Genomic DNA, 15880 nt, shown 5'->3' on the forward strand with positions numbered 1-15880 from the left:
TCGCTAGGTGCATCGCCGAGCAGTTGCTGGGTTCCAGGCGTGCCGCGGGCAGTCTCGAGGGCCGGCCTGCGGACTGGGAGGGAGCTCGCGGCGATCGAAGTAGAGCGATGGCGGGCGGTTCCGCGATGGCGAGCGAACGCCACGTTTCCTATACGATCCGGTGAGGGCGTCAGCATGTCGCAGCGTTGTGATTGATGTCAACAGGTTCGCCAGGACGCAAGAAAGGACCTCACGTCACGATGGACGACGAATCGGTGATCGCGCGGGACCGTGGCGCCATGACGGGCGGGATGCCGCCGGGCAGAGCTCATGGCCGGCTGGCCGACGAGGTGTACGACACCCTGCTCGGGCAGCTGATGTCGCTACGGATCGAGCCCGGCTCCCGCGTCACGATCGACGTCCTGGCGCGGGAGCTGGGGGTCTCGCAGACGCCGATCCGGGACGCGCTGAACCGCATGGAGGCCGAGGGCCTGGTCGTGCGCGTGCCCCATGCCGGCTACCGCATTCCTCCCCAGATCACCCGGCACCGATTCGAGGACATGCTCGAGATCCGCCTGCTCCTCGAGCCGGCAGCGGCGCGCAGATCCGCCGAACGCGCATCCTTGCCGCAGGTGGACGGTCTGCGACGAATGCTGGAGGAGATGGCGGAGCTGGAGGGGGGCAACGGGCCCACGGCCTATGGCGCCTTCGGGCTACGCGACGCCGCTTTTCACGATCTCGTCGCCCTGAGCGCGGAGAACCAGATCATCCGTGAAACGCTCGCTCGCCTGCACAGCCACGTGCACCTCTTCCGGCTGCACCACGACACCCAGGTCACCCACCTGGCCATGGCCGAGCACGAGGAAGTCGTGGCCGCGATCGCCGCACGTGACCCCGATGCGGCCGCCTACGCGATGCGCCGGCACATCCTGCGGTCCGGCGAGCGTTTCCGGCGATTGTTCGACGAGGTCAAGGACGCGGACGGGATGGCGGCAGAGGCTTGACGGGCGTGCCGGCCCGAGCGATGCTGACTCAACCAGATCGGATCGGATTGGATTTACCCCTCACGCGCCCCCCACATGCGAGGAGAAGCAGGTGCCCAGAGCGCTGCTCCTGACCGGCGACGCCGCCGAGGAGCTCGACACCATGTATCCCTACTATCGCGTGCAGGAGGGCGGCTGGGACGTCGACGTCTCGTCACGGACGTTGCGTGACGTGCAACTGGTCATCCACGAGTTCGACCCCAACTCCGACGCCTACGTGGAGAAGAACGGCCGGAAGCTGCCGGTCGACGTGCCCTGGGCCGAGGTCGACGTCGAGCGCTATGACGCCCTCATCATCCCCGGGGGACGGGCCCCCGAGTGGATCCGGGTCGACGCCGACGTCAGGCGCATCACCGAGCACTTCTTCGCGCGCAACCTCCCCATCGCGCTGGTGTGCCACGGCGCGCAGGTGCCGGCGGTGTACGGGCTGCTGAAGGGTCGGAAGACGGCATGCTTCCCGCCGATCACAGGTGACATGGAAAACGCGGGCGCGACGGTCATCGACGCTCCCGACGTCGTGGACGGCAACCTCGTCTCCTGCCGGGGGTGGCCCGACATGCCGCAATTCGGCCGGGCGATGATGGAGCTCTTCTCGAAGTCCGTCAACACCTGACCTGCCCCCGTGTCGATACATCGGACCGTCACAGTCGACGGATCCCCCGTCCACGTCTTGGAAAGCGGCACCGGGCCCGCAGTGCTGATGCTGCACGGCTCCGGACCCGGCACGACCGGGTCCGGCGCCTGGACAACGACCGCGCAGGCGCTGGGCACGTCCTGGCACCTGGTTGCTCCTGACCAGGCCGGGTTCGGCCGCACACCGATCCCGGCGGGCTCCAGGGTTGGGCTCCGGCTGTGGACGGAGCAGGCCGCGAGCCTGATGGACGCTCTCGGTCACGAGCAATACGCCGTGGTGGGCCACTCCATGGGCGGTGCCGTGGCGCTGGCGTTGGCGGCCGCACGCCCCCGGCAAGTCACCCGTGTCGTGGCGGTCTCGACGATGGGCGCCCCCGGGGCGCCGCTGTCCGCCGAGCTCGACGCGATCTGGGCCGCCCCCGCCGGCCCGCTCGGGGCACGAGACATGCTGGGCCGCCTCGTCCTCGACCAAGCGCTCGTGACCGATGCGGCCGTCGACGCCCGGGCAGCTGCGATGCGAGCGGGGGCGGCCACATTCGCGTTGTTGTTCCCTCCGCCCAGGGCACGATGGGTCGACGAGCTCACCCTCTCGGCGCAGACGCTGGCAGCGGTCCGCGCGCCCGTGCTGCTCGTTCACGGCGCCGACGACCGGGTCACCCCGCTCGGGACGGCAGCCCTGCCCTTGCTCGGACATCTGGCCGACGTCCGTCTGCACGTGCTCGGCCGATGTGGTCACGTGCCGGCAACCGAGCATCCGTACGAGTTCAGGCAGCTCCTGTCTTGCTTCCTCCGCCGGCACCTCAACTTCTCAGGCATACCTGTAGTCAACGGAACCTTCGACCATGCGAAACCACAAGGAAGCGGACCGTGAGTTGCGATTGGCAACGGCGACGACCTCTTCAATGAACCTGACGGTCTTCGGTTCCTCGGCTCGCGCAGAGAGCTACCTCGAAGCAACCGACGTTGAGAACGACGAGTACGTCTCCTTCGGGGCCGACGGCACATCCATCACACCTTCAGTCCGCGATGGGCGGGTGGCGCTGACGCCGACAGTCGAGAAGCAGCCTGTAGAACTCGGCGGTTCGACGGCGGAACAGCGGGAGTCCGGATGGGTTGCGAAGAAGGCGTTGCTGGCATTTGTCGACGGTGATCTGCGGCGGCGCTCAGGGAAGCCGGTCGTTCACCGGTCGGCGGGTTGTTGCCGGGCGGGAGCGAACCATCAGGGGCCGGTGAGGGGGAAGCGGTCGTGCGGCGGCTGTCGCCTGCCTATGAGGTGACGCCGATCCGGAGTGGCACGCTGTTCGAACACTGCCATCCCCCCGATGACGTGGCCTCCGCCGCTGTGTTGCCCGGCGCTGTCTTGCTGTGTGACATGCGGGAGAAACGAGGATTCAGACCCGGATTAGAGTGCGATCGTGACCGACGCATCCGTGTACCTCGCCGCCCAGCCTCGCCTCGACACGCTGGTGACGGTGTTTCCGTCCGACGCTCTGCGGCTGCGTACCGACTTCGCCGGGACGGCCTGGATCGGCGACATCCCCGACCCGGCATCCGGAATGATGGGGCCGCGATACCAGCGGCGCGCTGTCGACTCGCAACTTTTCCTGCCTGACACCCACTGGTACTCCGTTTCCGAGCTGGACGACGCCGAGGTGCAGGTTGTCGTCGGCCTGCTCCAAGTGCCTGGCACTACGCAGGGCACGCAAGGTCTGGTCGGCGCGATCGCGGACCCGCAGGCGGATTTCTTCGAGCACCCCGAGCACGACGACCGGGTCGGCATCTGCCTCACGCTGCGGGGCCAGATCTGGTCCAACGTCGGTCTGTCGTATCGAATCACCGTGCTGTGCCGGCCGGAGTCGCTGATGCGCTCATCGATGATTGCCACGCCAACGTGAGCGGAGGGCGTGGCCGCCGGTGTGGAAGCTGGCACGAATCCCCTGTGCTGGGGCGTGTCACGACTGGGCCGCGTCGTGGATGCTCCTGAGTGCGGGGACCGCCGACAGAGCAACCCATAGAGTGGACACGGACACGCCGATCGCGCCGGTCACCATTGCGGTGAACGGGTCGGTCTGTGTCGCGATGACGCCTCCGAGGGCGGCCCCTACCGGTATGGCACCCCAGGACACCAGACGGTAGGCGGCGTTGACCTGGCCGCGCAGGGCTTCGGGTGTGGCTGCCTGGCGCAGGCTGACGGCGTGGACGTTGGCGATGCCGATGCCGATGCCCATGACGACGAAGATCGAGCACAGCAGCGCGAGAAGCCCGGATTCTGATCCTGTCCGGTTGGCGAGCAGCACGCCCAGGGGTGCGCCGTTGCCGAGGGCCAGGGTGACGAGCAGGACTCGGCCGTACCCGAAGCGAGCGGTGAATCGGGCACCGAACCAGGCGCCGGCGAACGAGCCGATGCCGCCGGCGGTGAACACCGCGCCGATGGCCACGGGGCTCAGGTGGGCTTCGCGGACGGCGTACAGCATCAGGCCGAGCAGCAGTATCTCGTTGCAGAGGTTGAACGTGGTGGCCTCGCCGAGCAGCGGTCGTACGAAGCGTTGGCGGACGGTGAAGCGGATGCCGCGGAGCAGATCGCGGCGTGCCGAAACGCCGACGGCCGGCTGATCGTCGGCCGGTTGCGCGGTGGGAGCGTCGAGGCGGATCCGGCTCAGGGAGATCGCCGACAGGAGGTAGCCGCCGGCGTTGAGCAGTAGGGCGACGGGCGCGGACAGGGCTTGGACGAGCAGGGCACCGATACCGCGGCCGCCGATCTCGGCTGCGGACTGCGTCGCGGCGAGTTTGCCGTTGGCGTCGACGATCTGGCCCTCGGAGACGATCGTCGGCAGGACTGCGAAGTCGGCGATCTGGTAGATGACGGTCAGCACGGCGGCGGCGAAGACCACGACGTAGAGAGTCGGCATGCCGGCCGTCCCGGTCCACGCGGCGACCGGAAGAAGCGCTACGAGCAACGCGCGCCCCAGGTCTGCGCCGACCATCAGTCGTAGGCGGCTGTGCCGGAACCGGTCCACGAGCAGGCCGACCGGCACGGTGGCCAGCAGGAAGGGCAGGAACTGGGCGACTCGTAAGGTGCTCGCCTGCGCGGCGGAGGCGGAGAGCGTCACCAGCGCGAACAGCGGCAGCGCGATCTCGGCGACCTCGCTGCCGAGCGTTGAGGCGGCAGATCCGCGCCAGAGCCGCCGGAAGTTCCGGCTGGACCAGGCGGGGGCCGGGGGTTCATGGTCGTCTGTCACTTCCTCCGTAACCGGCTTCATGGTCGATCAGGTTATGACTAACCGGTTGAGGACACAAGCTGGTTACTATGAAGGCATGTCAACCGGCCTCTCGATGGCGGCCCCGGATCGGCTGGAGCCGATCCGCCGATTCGTCAACACCCTCGACATAGAAGCCGGCACCGACGCCCTCCAGGACGCTGCCGGGTTGCGGGTCTGGCTGAACGCGGCCGGCCTGCGGCCGGACCGACCAGTCAGCGACGACGAACTTCGCCGAGCGCGTGAGCTACGGGAGGCATTGCGTACGGCGGCCTCGGCCAACCACAACAAGGCCGCCCTGCCTGCTGCCACGGTGGCAGTCCTGGACGATGTCGCGAAGCGGGCCGGCATCTCGCTGTCCTTCACCTCGGATCGCGATTGGCAACTGACGGCCCACGCGGCCGGCGTCGACGGCGCGCTGGGCGAGCTGGTTCTTCGCGTCATCGAGTCGATGACCGCCGGCACGTGGCCGAGACTCAAGGTGTGTGCCAGCGATGCTTGCCGGTGGGCGTTCTACGACACTTCGCGCGCCGGCACCGGCAAGTGGTGCTCCATGAAGCTGTGCGGCAACCGCGCGAAGCAAGAGGCCTGGCGCGACCGACGCCGCACAACCGGATAGCCGCTCCTGTCGGCGATCGTGATGAACGGCGACCACAGCGCGTGCCGGTCGGGGCGTCAGGGTGCAGGAAGCAGAGTGGCGGCCTTGTCGGCGGTGAGGTGCAACCGAACGGCCACAGGACGGCTTCCGGCCCGGCGGGACGGCAGTTACGAAGGCGCCGTACTGGAGCCCGCTGGTGCGGCGGGTCGATACTGAAGGGATGTGGCTCGGGCGATGGGTCAGCGGTCTGGTGCGCGGATGGCGAGATCAGGAGTTCATCCTGGTTTCGGCGGTGCCGGCGCAGACGGCGCAGCAGCGGTTGGGTGCGGCGGTCGTCAGCCGGGCCCAGGCTTTCCGACGGGCGCCGATGATGGTCCCCGACGACCGGGTGGTGTACGGCTATGTCAGCGACGGCGGATTCCGGCTGATGTTGCTGCGGGTACGGTTCGTGCGTCACCTGCGGTTGCCGTCGCTGAGGGGGGAGATCGTGGCGGTCCCGGCCGGATGTGAGATCCGGTGCACGCTGGATGGCGATCGGTCGGGCCGGGTTCCGTTCTGGACCGGAGTCGTCGTCGGCGCGCTGATCGCGCTGCTCGGTGTCTACGACACTGTCGCGCCGCTGGTGCAGGGGTCGTTTCGGGAGGCGTTGATCGGGCCGGTGGTCGTCGGCGTCGGTGCGGGGATCGCTCTGGCAGGAGCCGGTCTTGCGTGGCTGGTGCGGGGAGTGCACCGTACCGACGGCGAATATCTGTCTTCTTGGGTGGCCGAGAAGCTCGCGGGCTCGGGAGTGGCCGGTCACGCCTGAGCGCGGCCGACGTGCCGGCTGCGACCGGCCGACCCTGACCATGTGCGGTGCCCGCCGACGTCCAGACCGCCCTCGACGCCTCGGGCCGCGACGGCGGTTTGGCGCGCTGCCGTCCCGCCGAGCGTCGGTGGCTTCTGTAGCCGATCGAGGACGCCGCCCAAGAAGCGACGCGGCGTTGGCGCGGTCGCCGGTTCCCGACCGTTAAGGGTTGACTCCCTCTACAGGGCGGCCGTCCTCGAGGTAGCGCACCTGTTTTGTCTTCCAGGCGGCGCGTACCCGACGTCGGACCGGTCCGCTGAGCAGAGGCAGCGCTGTGTCGATCGGCAGGATCCGGCTTTCGGCGATCTCGATCGGTTGGATGACCACCGTGTCCAGGACGGCGTCGGCGAAGACGCCGCAGTCGAACAGGAAGCGCATACCGCCCGGACGGTCGGGCCGTGGGCGCAGGAAATCCACGCAGACAAGCCGCCCCGTGGTGACGTCGAGGCCGCACTCCTCCTTGGTTTCGCGGCGACACGCCTCCCAGGGTGACTCGCCGATCTCGACGATCCCACCCGGGATCGTCCAACCGCCCTTGTACGTCGGCTTCAGGATGAGCAATCGGCCCTTGCGACCACGTACCAGAGCTCCGGCGGAGGCCGGGATGGTCGGGAGTACGAACGTCAGCTCAGGTAGCTCACCAGCGTTGACGTCGCTCATGGAGATCATGCTAGGGCCGGCGCGACCGATCGGCATCCGCCGGGCTCGAGCAGCATCCCTAGCGCGTGTACCTAGTGGTTGGCAGGTGCCTCCGCCTCGACGACGTCGTGGCGATGCAGCCGGACGCGGGTGATTGCCCGACCGGTGATCCCCACGACCTCGGCGCCGTCGGGATGTGCTCAAGCTGGGCGAGCCGCGGCCGTGGTCACCGGGAGGTGTCCAGGTCGGACCAGAAGTCGAGGTGGTGTTCGGCGGCGTAGTCGACCGGGCCGATGTGGTCCGGCGCGAGGGACTGGACATACGGTACGCCCGCGGTGGGGCGGAACCGCGGCCAACGGGGGAGGCCGTCGCTGCCCGGGTCACCGGTACGTGCGAAGTTCGTCCAGTAACGGATCATCAAGTCGGACAGCCTGATCTGCCGTGCGGTGGCGGTGTCGGTGAACTGCTTGTCGCGGAACACGTACGGTGTGTCGCCGGCGTGGTAGGCGCCGGCCGGGAAGTCCTGCGGGAACGGCAGGTACACGGGCGCGTCGCGGTCGGCGAACTCGTAGGTGTACGTAGGCACATGGGCGGCCAGCGCCCGATGCTGGGCGAACGTCGAGAGCGCCCACATCCGGTCGGTGAGCACGCCGGCCCAGGTGATGCTGGGTGACTCGGTGGTGGTGAGCGGGTAACGCCGCAGGATCGCGTCGACCTGCTCCGCGCCGAACGCCGCCGACAACAGCTGCGGGTACTGCTGCGCGGTGACCGGATCGCCGGGGAGCACCCGGAACAGTCCGACGAACGTCCGGTGCTCGTCGCGGGTCGCGCCGGATATCACCGGAACTCGATGGAAGCGCCCCTCGCGCAGAGCCGTGGCAGGCAGCTCGGGCAGCGCGGGTCCGCCGTAGACGATCGCCTGGAAGATGTTCATCACCTGCGGGAATGCCAGGATGGTCTCGACCGGGAGCGCACGCAGGCAGGCCAGCGCGACTGCGGGTTCGGCCGGGTCGCAGCCGAGTTCGCCGGCGACCCATGCTCCCGCTTCGTTGGCCTCCGTCTCCGGCCGCCAACCGAACCATGGCTGTGCGCCGAGCCCTGGGAACATGGATTCGGCGGGCATGTCCATCAGCCCGAAGCCACTCTCGATGATCGCCCGGTCGAACAGGCCCTTCGATCCCGGTGCCACCAGATGGGCGGTGGTGGCGAGGCCGCCGTATGACACGCCGAACAGCGTGACGTTGTGCGGATCGCCGCCGAACGCGTCGATGTTGTGCCGCACCCAGCGCATCGCCGCCTGCTGGTCCTGCAGGCCGAAGGTGCCCGCGCCGGCCAGTCCGGGAAGGCCGAAGCCGCCGAAGACGCCCATGCGGTAGTTGATGGTGACCGCGATGACGTCACCGTCGGCGGTCAACCGGTCGGCGTTGAAGAAGTGGCCGGCTCCGACTGCGCCGTCGCCGTGGATCCACACCATGACCGGTTTGCGGGCACCGCGGTGGGCATCGCGGGGTGCGGTGACGTTCAGCATCAGGCAGTCCTCGTCCACGCTGCTCACATCCGCGTACGACGACGGCAGCTGCGGGCAGGGGCTGCCCGGCTCGGTGGCGTTCCTCAGCTGCGTCCACGGCGTGACCGGCTGGGGCGCGCGCCAGCGCAGATTTCCCGTTGGTGCGGCGGCGTACGGGATTCCCTGAAAAACGCGGTGCTGCGCGGTGACGGTGCCGCGCAGTGGGCCGTCGTCGATCCGCACGACGGCGTTGCCGCTTGTCGATGGGGTCTCCTGTCGGCCGACAGCGACCGCGCCGGCCGTCGGCGTCGCGAGTACGGCGAGAGCAGCGATCAGCGTTACGGCCGGTGCCCGGCGTTTCATGTCATGGCCTCGCCGTGCCGGGGTGCCGGAGTCTGTGTTGCCGATGCGTGCCGGATGGTCGCTCATGCTCGTCCCCTTCCGGGGTGCTCACTTGCAGGTGGCCAGCTCGATCAGCAGGACCAATTCGCGCCGGTACGGCTCCAGGTCCAGCGCGGGATCGTCGGCGAGTTGGCCGATGACGGCGTTGCGCAGGGCCAGCACCGCCACCGCCATCACTCGGGTGTCGAAGCGGCGGAACTCGCCGTTGCGTTGCCCCTCGCGGAACAGTTCCTCCATCGCGGCCTGGTCAGAGGTGGCGATGCCCGAAACCCGGGTGGAGGCGCCGCCGGCTCCCGCCGCGCTGCCGAGGATGGCGGCCAGGGCCCGCAAGTAGGTGCGGTGTTCGTTCAAAAAGTCGAGGTTGGCTTCGATGAACGCGCGCAGCTGACCGGCCGCTGTGGTCTGCGCGTCGACGCGGGGGTGGACGTACGCGGCGAACTCGGCGAGCACCCGTCGCGCCACCTCGTTCATCAGGTCGTCCCGGCCGGCGAAGTGATACGAGATCAGTCGTGTGCTGCTGAGCCCCGCCCGCTGGGCGATCCGGGCGAACGAGGCTCCGGCGCTGCCCAGTTCGGCGATCGTCTCGATGGCGTGCTCGACGATCTGCGCCCGTCGCGCCTCGTTCGTGAACGTGCGTCGAGTTACTTGCACGAGTAAAAAGTAACACAGCCAGCGTAGGATCGCATCGAAGTCGACAGATGAGGAGATGGCGATGAGGCGGCCCAACATCGGCGGCACGTTCAAGGCGCGCAAGCTCGGCCATTTCCGCGACGAGGCCGCCTACCAGCGCTACTGCACCGCCTATGACACGGCGTTCGCGGCTTTGCCCGTCGTGCCGGCGCAGACGTGGGACATCGACACCAGCTTCGGTTCGGTGCGCGTGTACCGGTTCGGTGCGGACACCCGCGAGCCGATGCTGCTGCTGCCGGGCCGTGCCGCAGCCAGCCCCATGTGGGCCGGCAACCTGCCGGGCCTGGTCGACGCCCGTGGCACCTACTGCATCGACCTGCTGGGCGAGCCCGGCCTGTCCGTGCAGACGAGACCGGTCACCGGCGACGCCGACCACGCCGCCTGGCTCGACGAGCTGATCGCCGCGCTGCCCGTCGACCGGGTTCACCTCGTGGGCCTGTCCTTCGGTGGCTGGACCGCCCTGAATCTGGCCGGCCACCGCCCCGGGAGGCTCGCGTCGGTTACCGTGCTCGACCCGGTGAACACCTTCGGGCGCATCACCTGGAAGGTCGTCGTCGTCTCCCTCGGCGCGGTGATTCCCGGTATGCCCGGACCGTGGCGCCGCAAGCTCATGAGCTGGATCGCCGGGGGCGCCGAGGCCTCCGACGCCGATCCGGTCGCCGCACTGATCGCGTCGGGCCTGCGCGACTTCGCCGCGATGCTGCCACAACCGACATACCCGAGCGACGAACGGCTGCGCTCGATCACCGTGCCCGCGTTGGCCGTCATCGCCGGTCGCAGCATCATCCACAACCCGGCCAAAGCCGCGGAACGCGCCCACCGGCTACTCCCGACCGCCACGGTAGAGACCTGGCCACTGGCCACCCACGCACTGAACGGTGAATTCCCGGAGCGCATCGCCTCCACGATCAACACTTTCGTCGGGCGCCACTGAGGCGCTGCGGGAACGAAGGACCCCGCCATCGAACTGCGGCGCTGCCGGCGCCCGGCGCTCTTGCTCAAGGGCCCCGTTCACGACGCCGCGTAGTTTGCACCATCTCAGCGCACGCAGCGTTGGGAACGTCCACCGAGCACGAATCCTGCAACCGCGGTCAGGCTGCGTGGGCGCCGGCCGCGTCGAGGACCGCGCAGGTGGCGCTCACGCCGTCGTCGGCGGCGTCGGGGGGCGAGATGCCCGTAGAGGTCCACGGTGGCCCCGTTCCCGTTCCCGATGTCGCAGCGGAGTCGGCCAGTGGCGAGCACGGGCCGGCCCCACGTCGAGATGGGCGCTTGTGGAGCCGGTCCACGTCAATGCCGGGCGCGTTTACCGGCTGTGGTGCTACTCCACGATCCAGATGCCGTAGTCGCGGGTCGCGGTGCCGAAGTCCTGGAAGCCCAGGATGGTGTTGTTGCCGACGTAGGTGTAGTTGTTGATGCCCTTGGCGATCACTGTGCCGTTCGCGCCCGGGCCGTAGACGGGCCCGCCGCTGTCGCCTCCGCGTACCGCCGGCTGGCCGTCGACCTGGCGGGCCTCGACGGCGTCGCCCGGGTCGGTGTTGTACTTCTCGACCCGCAGTCCGCACACGGGACCGCCGATGTCGCGGGCGGAGGATCCGCCGGACTGGCAGAGGTACTCGCCGGGGAACGTCCAGTCCCACCCGGCGACGGTGGTGACGACGTTGCTGTCCAGTCCGCCGACGTACATGACGTTGTCCACGTTGCCCGGGGTGCTGATCAGGGCGATGTCGTGGCCGTCGTTGTCGGCGGTGAACGTACCGATGAATTCGCCGACGCCGTCGCGGATCTGGTTGCCGTTGCTGCCGCAGTGTCCGGCGGTCAGGATGAACCGTTCGTTGTTGCCGTTGCGCACGGGGAAGCCGGTCGTGCAGCGCGAATTGCCGTTGATCTGGTCGGCGCCGCTCTTCCAGGGCGCCCAGTCGTCGCGCCTGCTGGTCAGCACCTTCGCGCCCTGGTCGACGACTTCGACCGGTACCCCGACCTCCGGGGCCAGCCGGGTGACGCCCGTCCCCGCGCTCGTGGCGACGACGATTTTGCTGCCGTCCACGGCGTACTTGATCCGTGGCTGCTGCGCGGCGTACGCCGAACGCAGTCTGGCGCCCGCGGCCCGCAGCTCAGTCAGAGAGTTCTCGGCCGCGCCGACTCGCACGGGGGCGACCGACCGGGAGATGGCGATCGTCTGCTTGATCCGGGTGGGCAGTGCGCCCTTCCACCACACGACAACCTGCTTGTCCTGAAGCTCGATCCCGGCGTACCCGGGGTAGGCGTTGCGCTCGATTTCCTTACGGATGGCGCTGGCTGCCTGAACGAGCGGAATCTGTCGGCGGGCGTTCTCAGGGAACTGGAACGGGGCGGGGGAGGAGGCGGCGGCGGGGGCAGATGCCAGGACGCCGGCCGCCAGAACGGCGATGCTGACAGCTGCTCCGAGGCGCTTGCTACGTGTCATCCGAGTGCCTTTCGCTGGGCACGCGTGCGGAACGCGCACCGATGGGGATGGTGACGCTGAGGGGGCTGCGTCGACAGCGCTTGGGAAGAGACCTCCTCTTGTCGACCGATGGGGGAATCGGAATTGAATGACCGGGCGGTGCGTGCGATGCAGGCAGCAAGAAGCGGGACGCCACTTACCGTGCTTCATTGACTGACATCGTTGTCAACGGTAGAGCGTCTGCGTGTTGTTAACAACCCTGCACATCGACGGCAGCAAATGCGTTTGGCTGACCGGTGCGCTGCCGCGACTGCGCGACACGCAACCTCGTCGGGTGCGCTTGCCGGTCAGGCGACGAGGCGGTGCCCGCGACACCCGTCGGCCGGCACGGCGGCGGGGTTGGCATCCGGGCTCGCCGAGCGGCCTCAATCAACGACAAGCGGTTCGGCTGCCTGACCTCGACGGTGCGTCGGCTCCCGACGGTCGCCTGCGAGCCGGTTCCGGCACGGACCCGATGGGCTTGCTCCACGCGGTGAAGTCTCGCCCACCGGGCCGGCGGTTCGCGGTCAGCCCACGAGCGGCATCACGCGGGCGATCCTGATGGAGGTGCTGCTGCTGCCGGCGGCGGGATAGGCGGCGCTGCCGTCCGCGTACGCCTTGAACGCCAGGTAGTCGTGGTCGCGCACGGCAATGGTGAACTGGTCTCCCACCGTCTGCGCGGTCCCGGCGTCGTAGACCTGCGCCAGCATCGACGTGCCCGACTGCCAGGCCAGCAGCATCCGGTCGTTGCCGTAACTCACCAGATGGGGGTGACTGGTCGCCGCGGCCGTCGTGACCGTCCGGTCGGACGCACCCGTCGTGAAGTGGTCCAGTCGCGCCGTGCCGCCCTGGCTCCACGCCGTCCAGTAGCCGCTGGTCTTCGCCAGCACCAGGTCACCGCCGAACAAGGTGCCGTCACACGTGCCCGCCGCCACCGTCCGGTACGGGGCGGGCTGCGCTATCCGGCAACCGTTGTCGGTGGCACACACCATCACGAATTTGCTCGTCCTCGGGTCCCACACGATCCGCGAGGTCCAGGCGTGGCTGCACCCGAAGTCGAAGCCTTGCCCGGTGACCAGCGCACCCTTGGCGTCGACCACCTGCATCCGGTCACCTTCGTGGATGTCCACGCAGCTGCCGTTCTGCATGGTGATCGCCACCCCGAAATAGGCTGCGTAGTTGCTGCCGTCCGAGGCCAGCCGGCCGTGGTGCTGGTACCACCAGACGAACCGGGCGCCGTTGTCGTAGCCACCCCGGGCGTCGGTCAGGTTGGTCACCTGCTGCTCCCACACCTGGTGACCGGCCATGTCGAACCGGATCATGTGCATCGTGTTGCACGGGCTCGACGCGCCTCCGCACAGCGGGCCGGTGTGGCAATCGCCCCTGCGGGTCAGCAGCAGCACCCCGCCCGTCGCGTCGGCTTGCACGTCCTGCAGATCGATGCCCGCGAAGCTGGTCGGCGTGCCGACGAGCTTGTCGTCGCAGTCGAGCCGGCCGAGGTACACCTTGCTGTCGGTGCCCAACCAGGCCAGCCACGAACCGCCGTCCGGTGTAGCCGCGATCGCCATCGGAAGCGGCTCGGTGTCGCCCTCGCCGCCGTAACCGGTGACCGCCGATCCGACGTTCACGTCGGTGACCCGCACCTGCGGGGTGGAGGCAGCCGGGCGGGCGCAGGCACCCGTGGCGGGCCCCGCGCCGGTCGAGGCGGACGGGCCCGGGGTCGCGGTGGTGGACGGGCTCGCCGTCGTGGCCGCCGGCGCCGAGGTGCTCGTCGCCGTACTCGTGCTCGGGGTGCCGGTCGGCGACGCCGACGGCCCGGCAGGCAGCGTCAGCCGCCACTGCTGGTTCGTCTGTCCGGTGCATCTCCAGTGGATGACGGCGGCGCCGTTCGCCGTGGACCGGCCGGACACGTCGACGCACCGGCCGTTCTGCACGTTCTTGAGCGTGTAGCCGTCGCCGGCTCGGGTCGCGACGAATGTCGTCGCGGCACCGCCGGTGCACGTGGCTTCCAACCGGATCGGGGTGCCGGTGGACACCGCCAGGCAGCCGGTGCCGCTCAGCGGGGCGATCGTGTAACCGCCGGTGACGGCGGTGAGCCGCAATGCCTGCCGGGCGGCGGCCCCGGCGGAACAGGCCTGCTGCGTTACCGGCTGGCCGGCACCCGCGGTGGACAGGCACTTGCCACTGTGCACCGCCTCGACCGTGTTGGGCAACGCCGGTGTGATCGTAGCGGCGGAGGCCGTCAGCACGGCGAACCCGCCACCTGCGGCCATGACCGTGGCAGCCACGGACACGAACAACCAACGTCGTGAGAACACGAGCTTTTTCACCGAGGACGTCTCCAGATATGTGAACGAGGACCGGCGCAGATGATTCACAACGGAGGACCCCAGCACCCCTCAACTAAGCCGAAGATAAGACAACCTTCAATCGATGGGCGCGCGGTCCGGGCGCGGGCGGGCCGATCGCGGCTGATCGCCCCACCCGCGTACGTGTTGACGTTCGTCAGGACAGGAAACTGGCGAACGGACCGTTGAGGATGCCGTTCTTCTGGGTCTGGCTGAAAGTGCAGTTGGGGTAGTCGTAGAGCGAGGCCGACATGCAGGTGCCGTCGGTCGAGGTGGCGTCGGGCAGTCCGAAGGCGTGGCCCAGTTCGTGGACCATTCCGCCGTACCAGCGGTTGATCGGGCCGTTGACACCCGCGGCGCCGTCCGCGTCGTGGCCGCTGAGCAGCACCCAGCCGTTGCCCCCACCGCCGCCGGACTTGTTCGTCTCCTCGGCGCTGACCTCCTCGACGTTGATCCACCGGCTGTCGGCGCCGAACCGCTGCTGCAGTTCGCGCTGGCCGTTCTCGACCACGCACCAGTAGTGGTCGCTGCCGGTGCAGTTGTTGGTGATGTACCAGTTCGTGTCGTGCAGGCCGTTGACCACCTCGACGACCGGGGTGTTCAGCGTGAACGTCTTGCCGAGCTGAGCCTTGAAGAACCGTTGCGCTTCCTTCATGACGCTGGTGATGCCGTCGGGGTACCGCTGGTCGAACGCCTTGTCGGTGGGCCTGAGCCAGTAGACCCGGACAGTCCTGGCCGGCGGCGTTCCGTTCGGCGGCGCCGTGGTCGGGGCGGCCGTCGGCGTCGTGGTCGGTCTGGTGGTAGGCGGGGTCGTCGGGGGCGTCGTGGTAGTGCTGCCGGTGCAGGCGACGTTGTTCAGGGTGAAGCCGGTCGGCACCGGGTTCGACCCGGTCCAGGTTCCGTTGAAGCCGAACGACGCGCTTGCGCCGGTGGCCAGCGCCGCGTTGTAGCTCACGCCTGCCGCGGTGACCGTCGCCCCGGACTGGGTCACGGTGGCGTTCCACGCCTGGCCGACGGTCTGCCCGGCGCCGAACGACCATCGCAGCGTCCACCCGTTGATCGGGTCACCGAGGTTGGTCACTGCCACGGAGGCGCCGAAACCGCCCTGCCATTGCGAACCGACCGTGTACGACACCTGGCAGCCGGCGGCGGCGGCATGCGCCGTCATCGTCATGACCGAGAGTGTCGCGCCCAGGCCGACCGCGAGCACGGCTGCCAAGAGGCGCCGAGTGCGTCTGAGTGCCATCTCGTTTCCTTCCTGATCGAGGCCGGCTCCGGGCGCGCCCTTGTCCCGGCCCGTGTGTGCGGAGCACGACGAAATCGTTTTCGGAAGATAGCAGTAATCGATGCTTGTCGATAGATGTACCCGGCATTCAGCTGGACATAGTCTGTGACGGAGTGCCGAAAGGTTTCGGAACTCCGGCTGGCAATGCGCGTTGCGGCATCAGGTCATGGCCCTGCAACGGCCGGCGCGCGGCG

The 15880-nt window shown here is 68.8% G+C and carries 15 protein-coding genes and 1 pseudogene; 9 read left to right on the plus strand and 7 right to left on the minus strand.

The window, feature by feature from the left end; genetic code table 11:
• Positions 1 to 239: 239 nt before the first annotated feature.
• From ACQP2Y_RS13640 to ACQP2Y_RS13665, 6 genes and pseudogenes are all read left to right on the plus strand, one after another.
• Complete coding sequence (locus tag ACQP2Y_RS13640) at positions 240 to 983, plus strand: GntR family transcriptional regulator (protein ID WP_433727921.1); 744 nt, start codon at positions 240 to 242, stop codon at positions 981 to 983.
• Positions 984 to 1074: 91 nt separating this feature from the next.
• Positions 1075 to 1635, plus strand: a complete 561-nt coding sequence (locus tag ACQP2Y_RS13645; protein ID WP_360817712.1) for a DJ-1/PfpI family protein — start codon at positions 1075 to 1077, stop codon at positions 1633 to 1635.
• 87 nt (positions 1636 to 1722) lie between these two features.
• A complete protein-coding gene (locus tag ACQP2Y_RS13650) occupies positions 1723 to 2526 on the plus strand; it encodes an alpha/beta fold hydrolase (protein ID WP_433731935.1) in 804 nt (267 codons plus the stop codon).
• 31 nt (positions 2527 to 2557) lie between these two features.
• On the plus strand, positions 2558 to 2932 hold the full coding sequence (locus ACQP2Y_RS13655) for a hypothetical protein (RefSeq protein ID WP_433727924.1): 375 nt from the start codon (positions 2558 to 2560) through the stop codon (positions 2930 to 2932).
• A pseudogene (locus ACQP2Y_RS13660) lies at positions 2929 to 2976 on the plus strand (hypothetical protein); the annotation flags it as partial. The gene ACQP2Y_RS13655 and the pseudogene ACQP2Y_RS13660, both read left to right, overlap by 4 nt.
• Before the next feature lie 94 nt (positions 2977 to 3070).
• A complete protein-coding gene (locus tag ACQP2Y_RS13665; RefSeq protein WP_433732439.1) occupies positions 3071 to 3550 on the plus strand; it encodes a hypothetical protein in 480 nt (159 codons plus the stop codon).
• Between the two features lie 57 nt (positions 3551 to 3607).
• Here the strand turns inward: ACQP2Y_RS13665 and ACQP2Y_RS13670 are convergent, their stop codons facing one another.
• Positions 3608 to 4915 carry an MFS transporter gene (locus ACQP2Y_RS13670; RefSeq protein ID WP_433727926.1) on the minus strand — a complete coding sequence of 436 codons (1308 nt, stop codon included), beginning with the start codon at positions 4913 to 4915 and terminating at the stop codon, positions 3608 to 3610.
• Here ACQP2Y_RS13670 and ACQP2Y_RS13675 point away from each other — a divergent pair.
• Both ACQP2Y_RS13675 and ACQP2Y_RS13680 read left to right on the plus strand, forming a co-directional pair.
• A complete protein-coding gene (locus ACQP2Y_RS13675; RefSeq protein ID WP_433727928.1) occupies positions 4914 to 5531 on the plus strand; it encodes a CGNR zinc finger domain-containing protein in 618 nt (205 codons plus the stop codon). The two genes, ACQP2Y_RS13670 and ACQP2Y_RS13675, sit on opposite strands and share 2 nt — an antisense overlap.
• A gap of 175 nt (positions 5532 to 5706) precedes the next feature.
• Complete coding sequence (locus tag ACQP2Y_RS13680; protein WP_433727930.1) at positions 5707 to 6315, plus strand: hypothetical protein; 609 nt, start codon at positions 5707 to 5709, stop codon at positions 6313 to 6315.
• Positions 6316 to 6516: 201 nt separating this feature from the next.
• On the opposite strand, the gene ACQP2Y_RS13685 is transcribed toward ACQP2Y_RS13680, so the two are convergent.
• From ACQP2Y_RS13685 to ACQP2Y_RS13695, 3 genes are all read right to left on the minus strand, one after another.
• A complete protein-coding gene (locus tag ACQP2Y_RS13685) occupies positions 6517 to 7014 on the minus strand; it encodes an NUDIX domain-containing protein (RefSeq protein ID WP_433727932.1) in 498 nt (165 codons plus the stop codon).
• A 205-nt stretch (positions 7015 to 7219) separates the two neighbouring features.
• Positions 7220 to 8929, minus strand: coding sequence for a carboxylesterase/lipase family protein (locus ACQP2Y_RS13690; RefSeq protein WP_433727934.1), 1710 nt, complete (start codon positions 8927 to 8929; stop codon positions 7220 to 7222).
• 21 nt (positions 8930 to 8950) lie between these two features.
• Positions 8951 to 9640: a TetR/AcrR family transcriptional regulator gene (locus tag ACQP2Y_RS13695; protein WP_433731937.1), complete on the minus strand. Its 690-nt coding sequence runs from the start codon at positions 9638 to 9640 to the stop codon at positions 8951 to 8953.
• Here ACQP2Y_RS13695 and ACQP2Y_RS13700 point away from each other — a divergent pair.
• Complete coding sequence (locus tag ACQP2Y_RS13700; RefSeq protein ID WP_433727936.1) at positions 9615 to 10526, plus strand: alpha/beta fold hydrolase; 912 nt, start codon at positions 9615 to 9617, stop codon at positions 10524 to 10526. The genes ACQP2Y_RS13695 and ACQP2Y_RS13700 overlap by 26 nt on opposite strands.
• Before the next feature lie 384 nt (positions 10527 to 10910).
• Here the strand turns inward: ACQP2Y_RS13700 and ACQP2Y_RS13705 are convergent, their stop codons facing one another.
• The 3 genes from ACQP2Y_RS13705 to ACQP2Y_RS13715 form a co-directional block, all read right to left on the minus strand.
• Positions 10911 to 12035: a cellulose binding domain-containing protein gene (locus ACQP2Y_RS13705; protein ID WP_433727938.1), complete on the minus strand. Its 1125-nt coding sequence runs from the start codon at positions 12033 to 12035 to the stop codon at positions 10911 to 10913.
• 545 nt (positions 12036 to 12580) lie between these two features.
• Positions 12581 to 14347 carry an RICIN domain-containing protein gene (locus ACQP2Y_RS13710; RefSeq protein ID WP_433727940.1) on the minus strand — a complete coding sequence of 589 codons (1767 nt, stop codon included), beginning with the start codon at positions 14345 to 14347 and terminating at the stop codon, positions 12581 to 12583.
• 211 nt (positions 14348 to 14558) lie between these two features.
• On the minus strand, positions 14559 to 15647 hold the full coding sequence (locus tag ACQP2Y_RS13715) for a cellulose-binding domain-containing protein (protein WP_433727942.1): 1089 nt from the start codon (positions 15645 to 15647) through the stop codon (positions 14559 to 14561).
• Positions 15648 to 15880: the final 233 nt, after the last annotated feature.

The sequence above is a fragment of the Actinoplanes sp. CA-051413 genome, assembly GCF_050955795.1.
Classification (GTDB): domain Bacteria; phylum Actinomycetota; class Actinomycetes; order Mycobacteriales; family Micromonosporaceae; genus Actinoplanes.